The 11640-nt window shown below is 38.8% G+C and carries 12 protein-coding genes; 11 read left to right on the plus strand and 1 reads right to left on the minus strand.

The window, feature by feature from the left end; all coding sequences use genetic code 11:
• Positions 1 to 397: 397 nt before the first annotated feature.
• From HDT10_RS09600 to HDT10_RS09625, 6 genes are all read left to right on the plus strand, one after another.
• The gene (locus HDT10_RS09600) at positions 398 to 940 is read left to right on the plus strand and encodes a YceI family protein (protein ID WP_290882834.1); all 543 of its coding nucleotides are present in this window, start codon (positions 398 to 400) and stop codon (positions 938 to 940) included.
• Positions 941 to 1166: 226 nt separating this feature from the next.
• Positions 1167 to 2282, plus strand: coding sequence for an ABC transporter substrate-binding protein (locus tag HDT10_RS09605; protein WP_290882836.1), 1116 nt, complete (start codon positions 1167 to 1169; stop codon positions 2280 to 2282).
• A gap of 40 nt (positions 2283 to 2322) precedes the next feature.
• A complete protein-coding gene (locus HDT10_RS09610; protein WP_290882837.1) occupies positions 2323 to 3222 on the plus strand; it encodes a branched-chain amino acid ABC transporter permease in 900 nt (299 codons plus the stop codon).
• A 9-nt stretch (positions 3223 to 3231) separates the two neighbouring features.
• Positions 3232 to 4416: a branched-chain amino acid ABC transporter permease gene (locus HDT10_RS09615; protein ID WP_290882840.1), complete on the plus strand. Its 1185-nt coding sequence runs from the start codon at positions 3232 to 3234 to the stop codon at positions 4414 to 4416.
• Complete coding sequence (locus tag HDT10_RS09620) at positions 4416 to 5189, plus strand: ABC transporter ATP-binding protein (protein WP_290882841.1); 774 nt, start codon at positions 4416 to 4418, stop codon at positions 5187 to 5189. The genes HDT10_RS09615 and HDT10_RS09620 overlap by 1 nt, the downstream gene beginning before the upstream one ends.
• Positions 5176 to 5871, plus strand: a complete 696-nt coding sequence (locus HDT10_RS09625) for an ABC transporter ATP-binding protein (protein WP_290882844.1) — start codon at positions 5176 to 5178, stop codon at positions 5869 to 5871. Before HDT10_RS09620 ends, HDT10_RS09625 begins: the two co-directional genes overlap by 14 nt.
• A gap of 222 nt (positions 5872 to 6093) precedes the next feature.
• Here the strand turns inward: HDT10_RS09625 and rpe are convergent, their stop codons facing one another.
• Entirely contained in the window at positions 6094 to 6729 is a 636-nt protein-coding gene (gene rpe / locus HDT10_RS09630) for a ribulose-phosphate 3-epimerase (RefSeq protein WP_290882845.1), read from the minus strand.
• A gap of 139 nt (positions 6730 to 6868) precedes the next feature.
• Between rpe and HDT10_RS09635 the strand changes: the two genes are divergently transcribed.
• Genes HDT10_RS09635 through HDT10_RS09655 form a run of 5 tightly spaced genes read left to right on the plus strand, consistent with a single transcriptional unit; the run spans position 6869 to position 11492 of the window.
• Positions 6869 to 7756: a class 1 fructose-bisphosphatase gene (locus tag HDT10_RS09635; protein ID WP_290882848.1), complete on the plus strand. Its 888-nt coding sequence runs from the start codon at positions 6869 to 6871 to the stop codon at positions 7754 to 7756.
• Positions 7743 to 8045: a hypothetical protein gene (locus HDT10_RS09640; RefSeq protein ID WP_290883086.1), complete on the plus strand. Its 303-nt coding sequence runs from the start codon at positions 7743 to 7745 to the stop codon at positions 8043 to 8045. Before HDT10_RS09635 ends, HDT10_RS09640 begins: the two co-directional genes overlap by 14 nt.
• Positions 8023 to 9978 (plus strand): methionine--tRNA ligase, encoded by a 1956-nt coding sequence (gene metG, locus HDT10_RS09645; protein ID WP_290882851.1) that lies wholly within the window; start codon positions 8023 to 8025, stop codon positions 9976 to 9978. Before HDT10_RS09640 ends, metG begins: the two co-directional genes overlap by 23 nt.
• A gap of 11 nt (positions 9979 to 9989) precedes the next feature.
• Positions 9990 to 11084 carry a hypothetical protein gene (locus tag HDT10_RS09650; RefSeq protein ID WP_290882854.1) on the plus strand — a complete coding sequence of 365 codons (1095 nt, stop codon included), beginning with the start codon at positions 9990 to 9992 and terminating at the stop codon, positions 11082 to 11084.
• 21 nt (positions 11085 to 11105) lie between these two features.
• On the plus strand, positions 11106 to 11492 hold the full coding sequence (locus tag HDT10_RS09655; protein ID WP_290882856.1) for a hypothetical protein: 387 nt from the start codon (positions 11106 to 11108) through the stop codon (positions 11490 to 11492).
• The last annotated feature ends 148 nt before the right edge of the window (positions 11493 to 11640 follow it).

Genomic DNA, 11640 nt, shown 5'->3' on the forward strand with positions numbered 1-11640 from the left:
TCTTTAGGATAAAAAATAATGAAAAAGCCTACTTTATGGGCTTAAAAAGAGGAGATTAAAAGTTATTTTTGGGATTTTAAAGTATAATAATGCAGGGTAATTGCCACAGGTCGTTACCCCTGTGGCAAAATCTATGCCCCAAAAGGAGCTAAGATGAAGCCTCTAAAATTCATCTTGGTTGCGATTATACTACTTTGTATCATCGCTGTCAAGGCTTATTAGTCTAAGCTTGAGCCAAGCTCTTGGCTTGGTCCAAGATGAGTTTAACCTGTGATTTCTACTTTTCTTTTGCGATCATCAATCTCTTTTCAATAATTTTTAATTAATGATTTACCATTGGTTGTTTTTTATTGTTATATAATTTCAAAGTTTAAATTTTAATTTTAAAGGATTTTCAATGAAAAAGTTTCTCTTAATCTCTAGTTTCGTAGCAGCCCTTAGCTTCCCCGCACTTGCAGTGCCTTATACGCTTAATCCTGCAAAGTCCAAAGTGGATTTTTCAGTGTCTCACTTGAAACTCACACAAGTAGATGGCAAATTCAACCGATTCAATGCAACTATTGATTATGATAATGCCTCCAACTCACTCAAAGTGCTAGAGGGCGAAATAGATATTACTTCGGTAGATACTGCAAATGCTAAAAGAGACGCACATTTGCAAGCCCCGGATATGTTTGATGCTAAAACATATCCCAAAATGACTTTTAAAATGACAAAATTTGAAGCAGGTAAAATCTATGGCGATTTAACGATTCGTTCTACAACTAAGCCCATTGTGCTTGACGCAATTATCCAACACAATGGCAAACAACTTGATATTGACGCAACAACTAAGATTCTAAGAAGTGATTTTGATGTTTCTTGGAGCAATATATTCCAAGATAATGCTGTGGGCGATGAAGTAAAAATCTCATTGAAACTCCAAGCAAACGCACAATAACCTAATTCTTTGCAATGACACTCACCTTAAAGTGTCATTGGCAAGAATTGATAAAGTTTTATGAATCTACTTAGTAGAGATAGATTGCTTCGTTCTTTCGTCCTTAAAAATCAAGCTATCCTTGTGTGATTCTGCAAGAATCGCAACCCCTCCACAAACAATTTAATGTATTCTTAAAAAAAATATTGTAATATTGCTTTCATCTTTGAATATTAAGGATTTTTCAATGAAAAAACATTTTTTAGCTATCTCTTTAGCATGTGGAATTTTTGCTAGCCATCTTTGCTCTGGAGAAGTAAAAATCGGTGTAGTTCTGCCTGTAAGTGGCGCAGTAGGAGGGTTTGGAGAGCTTGGAAAACGTGGGATTGATTTGGCTTACAAAGCACAAAGCAAAACGAAAAATGGTGATGATATTAAGATTGTCTTCATTGACAATAAAAGCGACAAAATAGAATCCGCTAACGCAATGCAAAGACTGGTTTCAAGCGATAAAGTTAGCGTTGTCATTGGTCCAATGATTTCTACTAATGCGCTTGCAATGACAAAAATTGCGGACGACAACAAAGTTCCACTCATCGCCCCTGTGGCGACAAACGACCGCGTAACAAAAGGCAAAAACTTCGTTTCTCGTGTCTCTTTTGCGGATAGCTTTCAAGGATTGATTGCAGCAAATTTAGCCTTTAAAGATTTAGGAGCAAAAAAAGCGGCGATTCTATTTGATAACAGCAGTGATTATTCTATCGGGCTAACACGTGCATTTAGAAACCAATTCAAAGCATTAGGAGGAGAAATCATCATTGAAGCCAATGCCCAAGCGGGAACTAAAGATTTCAAAGCACAAATTTCAAGCATCAAAGCCAAGAATCCCGATGTCTTGTATTTGCCAATTTATTATAACGAGGGCGCACTCATCGCAGTGCAAGCACAACAACTAGGGCTTAATGTTCCAACAATTGGGGGAGATGGTTTAGTTTCTAATAAAATCTTCTTTGATGTCGCAAAAGAAGCGGGTGAAGGCTATATGGTAACAGATTATTATTCTATAAATTCCAAGCAAACACCTAAGGGTGAGAAATTTATCAAAGCCTATGAAAAAACCTACAAAGAACCTATCAGCTCTTTTAGCGTTATGCTAGCGGACGCGTATGGACTTGCTGTGGCTGCGATTGAAGAGTGTGGCGCAGAAGACCGTGTGTGCATTAATGACAAAATCCGCAATGCTAAAGATTATGAGGGCATTAGTGGCAAATTCTCTTTGCAAAATGGAGAATCTATCCGCAGTGCAGTTATTAATCAAGTGCAAGGTGGTAATTTGGTTTATAAAACCACCATTGAACCCTAATTCAATATTCACAAACTTTATGGATTTTAAGGTTTAACGCTTGGATTTTTTGACTTTTTTGCAGCAGTGTATCAATGGCTTGAGTTTAGGCAGTATGTATGCTCTCATCGCCATTGGTTACACAATGGTTTATGGCTGTTTGCGCCTGATTAACTTTGCCCACGCAGACATTATGATGGTGGGCGCATTTTTGGTCTTTTTTGCGATTGGCTCTTTTGATTTGCCTTTCTATGCTTCAGCAATTCTTGCAATTGCTCTATGTGGAATCTTGGGAGTAACGATTGATAAAATTGCCTATACGCCTTTACGAAATGCCCCTAGAATCTCTATGCTCATTACAGCAATCGGTGTAAGTTTCTTTTTGGAAAATCTTTTCAATGTTCTCTTTGGTTCTACGCCTAGATTTTTCAATGCTCCGAAGTTTTTCTCACAATCTTTAGAGATTTTCGGTGTCAGCCTTACGATGATTACACTAATAATTCCGCTCGTTACTCTCTTGCTTTTAGGGGTACTTTTACGATTTCTTTACTACACTAAGCAAGGAATGGCAATTCGTGCGAGTGCATTTGATATTAATACCGTGCGTTTAATGGGAATCAATGTCAATCACATTATCGCACTTGTTTTCGCCATTGGTAGCACACTTGCAGGAATTGGAGGGATTTTTTATGCAATCTCCTATCCTACGATTGACCCATTAATGGGCGTGCTTATCGGGTTAAAAGCCTTTGCCGCTGCGGTATTAGGCGGAATCGGAAGTGTTGGCGGAGCAGTGCTTGGAGGCTTTATCTTAGGCTTTACAGAAGTAATGGCAGTTGCAGCCTTTCCGGAGCTTGGAGGCTACAAAGACGCCTTTGCGTTTTTGTTTCTGATTCTCGTCTTGTTATTTCGTCCCGTTGGCATTATGGGCGATTGGCGTCTAGAAAAAAGTCGTTTTTAGGTTGTGCAAATGTTTAAAAATTTTTATGTAAATCACCCCACCACAGCGACTTTGGGATTCCATTTTAGCCTCTATTTGATTGCAATTTGCGTCCTTTTTGTCTCACAAAGTTTGCTAGGGGATTATGCCTTAAGAATCTTTAATAATATTCTCATTTTTGTCATTCTAGCTGTCAGCTACAACCTCATCAATGGCGTTACGGGGCAACTCTCTTTAGAGCCTAACGGGTTTGTCGCAATTGGCGCATATATCACCGCATTAATGTTGCTAGATTCTGATTTGAAATGGGGAATGTTCCAGCTCGCAGACCCGCACCCCTTTGTTTTAGGTATGTCTAGTGAATTGTTACCCGCTTTGTTTTGCAGTGGAATCGTAGCGGCTATCATTGCGATTCTGCTTTCTTTCCCTGTGTTTCGTGTGCGTGGGGATTATCTCGCAATCGTAACACTTGGCTTTGGCTTCATTATCAAAATCCTAGCTATTAATAATCCAGAATGGACAAATGGAGCGATTGGCTTAAATGAGATTCCAAACAACCACGATTCTATCGTCAAGCAAATAGAAAATATGCTCTTAAGCCTTAGTCAGAGTGATTCTCCTCTCAAAGAGTTTTTTGGCTTTCTCTACACGCACGCATTTAGCAATGGAGCAAATATCACGGTCTTTTTTTGGAGTGGGATTTTTGCTACTGCTTCGGTAATTTTGATTCTGCAAATCGTATATTCCAAATATGGACGCGCGATGAAAGCTGTGCGAGACGATGAAGATGCGGCAATCGCAATGGGAGTTAATACTTTCAAAATCAAAACTTTTGCTTTCTCCACAAGCGCATTTTTAGAGGGCGTTGGGGGCGGACTTATGGCGGTTTGGCTCACTACAATTGACCCTAAAATCTTTGGCTTTGAACTCACTTTCCAGCTCTTAATCATCATTGTTCTTGGAGGCTTAGGTAGTACAAGTGGTGCGATTTTGGGTGCGATTCTAGTCATCGGCGGAGGAGAATGGCTTAGATTCTTAGACCAGCCTCTAGTCTTTTTTGGAACTGATTTTGGCTCATACCCCGGACTTAGAATGGTGTTTTTCTCACTGATTCTACTTGTGATTATGCTTTTTGCCAGAGAAGGCATTATGGGCAAACGCGAAATTTGGGATTTGAATCCTAAAAATTTACACTTCTTTAAAAAGGCGCAATAATGGCAATTTTAGAATTAGAAAATGTCAGTATTGCCTTTGGTGGATTAAAGGCGATTGATAATGTAAGCTTCAACGTGCAAGAAAAGCAAATCTTTGGGTTGATTGGTCCTAATGGTGCGGGCAAAACCACGATGTTTAATATCATCACTGCTAACTATAAACCAGGTAGCGGAAAAGTGCATTTCTTGGGTAAAAATATCTCCAAATATAAGCCCAACACGATTGTTAGATTAGGAATCGCACGCACTTTTCAGAATATTCGTCTTTTTACTTCTATGAATGTCCTAGATAATGTGCTTATCGGCTTGCACAATGACGCAAAATATAGCTTTTTTGAAGCCGCTTTTCGCGTAGGAAGATATTTCAAAGAAGAAAAACGTATCAAAGAGAGAGCGCGATGGATTTTGGATTATATTGGATTAGGCAACCAATGGAATGTCAATGCAAGTGCATTAAGCTATGGCAACAGCCGTAAAGTAGAAATCGCAAGGGCTCTAGCAACGAATCCGAAGCTTTTATTGCTAGATGAGCCCGCCGCAGGAATGAATCCTAAAGAAACACAAGAGCTCTGCGAATTGATTTTAAAAATGCAAAAAGACTTTGATTTGAGCATTCTACTCATTGAACACGATATGCCTTTCGTCAATCAGCTTTGCGAACAGGTTTTGGTGCTAGACTATGGCAAAAAGCTCTTTAGCGGCACGCCGCACGAAGCAATCAATAATCCAGAAGTGATTGCCGCATACTTGGGAGATTTCTATGCTACAAATTGAGAATCTACAAGTCAATTATGGCTTGATTGCGGGCTTAAGAGGAATCAACTTCCATATTGAGGAACACGAGATTATCACTTTGATTGGAAGCAATGGTGCGGGCAAAACTTCCACCCTTAATGGAATCGTGCATAGCGTCAAAACAAAAGGCAAAGTTCGATTCTTTGGCGCAAATATTTCTAAGATTCCAACACACAAGATTATCCGACGCGGAATCGCACTTGTGCCAGAGGGACGGCGCGTTTTTACTAATCTTAGTGTAGATGAAAATTTGCGAATGGGCGCATATCACAATGATGAGAACTTTGAAGTTATGCGTGAAAAAATGTATCGGCTTTTCCCACGCCTAAAAGAGCGTCAAAAGCAAATGGCAGGGACAATGAGCGGCGGGGAACAACAAATGCTCGCCATTGCAAGAGCCTTAATGAGTGAGCCTAAATTACTTATGCTAGATGAACCGAGTCTAGGGCTTGCACCCAAAGTCGTAGGAGAACTTTTTGAGATTATTTTGAGCCTACGCGAAAATGGCATTACGATTCTGCTTGTAGAACAAAATGCCTTTGCAGCCCTCAAAGTCGCTAATCGTGCGTATGTGCTAGAAAATGGCAGAATCGTAATGGAGGATTTGGCTAAGAATCTCTTAGAGGACAAAGAAATCAAGAAGCGGTATTTAGGCGGATAGAATCACAAAATAAACTTTTCACTGCGTTATTGCAGGAAAGTTTGCAAATTTTTGTGGCATTCTATATTTTGTTTATCCAAAGACATTTTAGATTCCAAAAAACGCCTTTAAAATTTTATTGTAGAATCTCATTTGCGCAAGGTAATAGATTGCTTCGTTGCGACTTACGTGCGCCCCAATGACGCTAATTGAGAAACCATAACAATGCAATGAAATCTTGCCCTAGCGCAAACTTTCTATGCGTTCCTTATAATTTCCACTAAAAACATAGCTCCCCGCTACAACAATGTCAGCCCCAGCATTTTTAAGGGATTCTATATTGGAATCGCACACGCCTCCATCTACTTCAATCAAACAATTTGGATTATGCAATTCTATTTTATCCTTTAAGTCTTGAATCTTTTTTAGCACATTGGGGATAAATTTCTGTCCGCCAAAGCCGGGATTAACACTCATCAATAAAACCATATCCACAAATTCCAATAAATACTCTATGGAATCTAAATGCGTGTGAGGATTCAACACGATTGCGGGTTTAATCCCATATTCACGAATTTTTTGCGCTAAACGATTCGCGTGTTTTTCTTCCTCAATATGAAAAGAAATAAATTCCGGCTTAAAAGGTGCGAAAAGTTCCACAAAAAAGCTATTATTCTGCACCATTAGATGAATATCTAACGGCTTACTTGCGACCTTTGCGACAGATTGCACCACTACTGGACCAAGCGTGAGATTGGGCACAAAGTGTCCGTCCATCACATCAATATGCACGAAATCACAACCCGCCTCACAAATCGCCTTGATTTCTGATTCTAACTTCCCAAAATCCGCAGAAAGAATACTTGGCGCAACAAGCATTAAATCTCCTTACAAACAAAATAAGCCAAAATTGTAGCAAAAAACTATAAATATTGCCCAAAAATCACTACTAATATCATAAAATTAGGCTATAATAAGCAAATTTTTGTTATTGGCTCTACTTAAAAGGAATAAACAAATGATTGCAAACGCAGATTTAACGCGTGATTTAGAGTTAATCTTGGCACGGATTCAACGCGCGAGTTTGCCTATTTATGAAGTATTGAAACAAAGTTTAGGGGAATATACACAAAATACCAATGCCACAGGAGACACGCAATTAGAAGCCGATGTCAAGGCAGATGAAATTTTGCAAGTTGCCTTTAAAGATTTAGAAATCGTAAAACAAATTTGCAGCGAGGAGCAAGAAAACGCAATCAAGCTGCACGACAAGGGCATTTATAGTATTGCGTATGACCCTTTAGATGGCTCTTCTCTTATGGGTGCAAACCTTAGCGTAGGAAGTATCTTTGGAATCTATCGTGGAGAATTTTTGCCACAGAATCTCGTCGCAAGCGCGTATATCATCTATGGTATGGTGATAGGAATCGGATTTGCCTCTATCCTCAAAGAGGGGGTGGATTATTTTGTGTATAATGGCGAGGAATTTACTTTACAAAAATGCTTCAAGCTTGCTCATAAAGGCAAATTAAACGCGACAGGTGGCACGCAAAAAAATTGGAGCTCCTCACACAAGGCAAAGATAGAATCCCTCTTTAATACAGGCTATCGTTTGCGATATAGTGGGGGAATGGTGCCAGATTTGCACCATATTTTAGTCAAAGGTGGTGGGATTTTTTCTTATCCTAGCACGAGTGATGCGCCACAAGGCAAACTTAGAATGCTCTTTGAGGTTTTCCCTTTTGCCTTTATTTTTGAAAGAGCGGGCGGTGGTGCAGTATGCGTGAATGAAAAATCACACACAAGAGAATCGCAACGACTTTTAACCTTAACACCTAAGCATTTACACGACACGACACCTTGCTTCTTTGGTAGTTTGGAGGAAATAGAATTTGTCAGCAAATGAAATAGAATCCGCATTAAAAGAAATAAAAGACTGCCAAAGTAAGCATAATACAGCAAGTTGTATTTTTTGCAAAAACATAGCAGATTGCACCCAAAAAGATGCGTTTGAGCAAAAGACGCAAGAAAACTTGACGCAAAAACAAAACGAGTTGCAATTATGTCAAAATAATAAAGGATTCTCAAGCTGCATAAACTGTGCAGAACTACTAGAATGTGGTGTGCGCAATGCGTATGTAGCGGCAGTTTATTTGAGTATGAACAAAGGAAATGGAGGCAGTTTTGAATTCTAAATTTTATATTACATCTCCGATTTACTATGTCAATGATATTCCCCATATCGGACACGCTTATACAACTATTATTGTAGATACACTTGCGCGTTTTGCGAGACTACAAGGTAAAGAAGTCTATTGCCTAACAGGCACAGACGAACACGGACAAAAGATTGAACAATCCGCACAAAAAAGAGGTAGAAGCCCTCAAGAATATGTAGATGAGATTGCACAGAGATTCAAAAATCTTTGGGACGAATTTGGAATCAGCTATGACCATTTTATCCGCACGACAGAGGATTATCATATCAAAACTGCTCAAGCGGCTTTTCTCAAAATGTTTGAAAAAGGCGATATTTATAAAGGCAATTATGAGGGGCATTATTGCATTTCTTGCGAAACCTTTTTTACCAAATTCCAATTAGTCAATGAAAAATATTGTCCAGATTGTGGTAAAGAAACAAGTCTATTGCAAGAAGAAAGTTATTTCTTTAGGCTTAGTGCTTATGAAAAGAAACTCTTACAATTCTATGAAGAGAATCCCGATTTTATCTTGCCAAAATTTCGCCGCAACGAAGTGATAAATTTCGTCAAAGCCGGCTTGGAGGATTTGTCTATCACGCGCACCACTTTTGATTGGGGCATTAAACTCCCTCAAACCCTCATTGACAAAGACCCAAAAAATGCAAAACATGTAATGTATGTATGGCTAGACGCTCTGATAAACTATCTAAGTGCGCTCGGATTCTGCAATGATTTAGAAAACAAAATGGATTTTTGGGCAGCAGACTATCATATCGTGGGAAAAGATATTTTGCGATTCCACGCAATCTATTGGCCCGCGTTTTTAATGAGCTTAGATTTGCCCTTGCCCCACCATATCGCGGCACACGGCTGGTGGACAAAAGACGGAGAAAAAATGAGCAAAAGTGTCGGAAATGTCGTCAATCCAAAAGAAGTGGTAGAAGCTTATGGGTTGGATTGCTTCCGATATTTTGTCTTGCGCGAAATGTCTTTTGGACAAGATGGAGATTTCTCACAAAAATCCCTTATTGAGCGGATTAATGCCGATTTGGGCAACGATTTGGGCAACCTGCTTAATCGCTTGTTGGGTATGAGTGCAAAATATTTTGATAATCATTTAAAAATGGATTTAGCAAAACTTGCGGAGCATTATCATTCAGAACTCTCCCAAATCAATCATACCTTAAATCATTTAGAAAATGATATGAATACTGTGCAAACCAATCACTATTTAGAGGAACTTTGGACGCTCTTTAGTTTAGGGAATGGAATCATCGCTAAAAAAGAGCCTTGGAAACTCATCAAAGAAGGCAGAAATGAAGAGGTTGCGGAACTGCTTGTTTTTATCGCCAATCTCTTGATAAAAGGCGCGATTTGCCTTTCTCCTTGTATGCCAAAGAGTGCAGAATCTATCCTTGATGTCTTTGGGCTCAAAGCCGATTCTCAAAACTATCAACATTTCATTATCCATAATGAGCTTTTGGGCGAAATGCAACTCAAACCGATTGGTGTGCTGTTTCCAAAGATAGAATCTGCATTACTAGAGGATAAGCCAAAATCCTCACAAGATTCTCCTGCAAACTCTCCTTTGGAGATTGCCAATCCAATCCACAAAGAGGACTTCTCAAAAATTGAAATTAAAATAGGAACAATCATTAGTGCGGAAGTCTTGCCAAAAAGTGAAAAGCTCTTGAAACTACAAGTAGATTTAGGGGAGGCAAGAGCGCGTCAAATTCTTGCAGGAATCAAATCCTACTATACGCCGCAAAGCCTGATAGGCAAACAAGTCTGCGTGCTTGCAAACCTAAAACCTGCCAAACTAATGGGCGAGTTAAGCGAGGGAATGATTCTAGCAGCAAAAGACACAAAAGGCTTGACGCTTATTGCTCCACAAAATCCTAAAGAGAATGGGAGTCTAATCAGCTAAGGAGAAAAATAATGAGGAGAAAAGAAATACAAATCAGTGTCAATGAGATAGTAGAAATTGCATTTGGGACTTTATTAAATCAACCGAGTATTTCTTTTTTTAATTCAATTTGTGATGAAGTGAGTGATGTGAGACAAGGAGACTTGTTTGTAGCACACTCCAAAAAATCCTCCAAAGAAATCCAACAAGAGATTGAAGAAGCCGTGCAAAAAGGCGCATTTGGGATTCTCTTTAGTGGCAATATTGCGATGAGCGACCCAGAAGTTGCTTGGATTAGTGTAGAGGATTTGGAGCAATCTCTCGTGCGCATCGCGCGTCATTATCTCATTATTGGAAACAAAATTCTATTCTTGTTAAGCTCTGATGAATATCAAATTGCTTCACAAATCATTATTCCCAAAAAAAATCTAGGTTGTTATTGTGGCTCACTGACAAAGCTCGTGCATTATATTCTGACAACCGATGTCGCTTATATTTTGTATTGCAATGCACAAATCAATCTCAATCCTTTGCCCAAAAATCAACAAGAAATCAAGCTTTTACCTCAAGAAAAAATTGAGGGCGAAGTTTTGCCTTTTGCGGTTAATTCCTATTCGCTTTTTGGCATTAAGATATTTTATAATACTTTTGACTATGAGATTCCACTACCCAAGCTATTTATTCAGCCTCTTGCGCGAGTGGTAAGATTCTGTGAGGAATACTCTTTGGGCGTGCAAATGGAGCATTTAGAGAGAATCTCTAGCTTTAGACCCTTGTATTTAGACGAACGCGGATTCATCTCCAAACCCGGAGCTACAAATAAAGTTTTACTTGCCTGTATGGACATTAAGCTTTATGAACAATATTTAGCATATTTTACAATGTATGCAAAGTGGGCTCGTTTAATACTTTTTGTTCCACAGATTTATCAAGAGATTTATATGCCTTATGCAGAAGTACGTTGCTTTGAAAATCATCAAGAATTGTTTGAACAATTAATCCACGAGAAATACAATTTTGCATTAATCTTTGGCGTGGAGACAGAACGATTTGAAGAAAAATTCGTCAATAATGCACAAGAGCAAAACTTGTTTGAATATGCTCATTTAGACGACATAGAATCGTAAAAACAAAAATAAAGGAATGAAATGAAAATTGCTGTACCTGTTTATGATGAGAGTTTAAGAATCTTTGGCAATACAGGACATACACCCTTTTTTGCGGTATTTGAGCAAAAGGGAGCAGGAATGTTTAAGAAAATTGATTTGGTAGAATTGCGCAAGAATCCACGCGGCAACTTAGAAGCAAGTGAGGGCTGCTCCCACAAAGATAGTGAAATGAGCGAAGAAGAACAAATCGTACATAGGGAAGAGCATAATATACTAGGAGAGATTATTAGCGATTGTGCGGTCGTGCTTGTCAAAAAAGCCTGTCCAAATACTGCGCGTGTTTTCAATGAAAGAGGAATCAAAGTTTGCAAAATGGACACAAATTGTCAAAATGCGCAAGATTCCTTTAGATTCATCAAATTCTAATTTCGCTCCCTTGCTTAAATTAAATTGCAGGCAAATTAACCCTCTATACTTAAAATAAAGGGATTCCACTTTTCCTTTTGGCGATTCCATTTCAGAATCTTTAGCTATTTTCGTGCTTGTTCAATCTTAAATAAAAGTGTTCTTGGCT

It is taken from the genome of Helicobacter sp. (assembly GCF_014799995.1).
GTDB lineage: Bacteria > Campylobacterota > Campylobacteria > Campylobacterales > Helicobacteraceae > Helicobacter_D.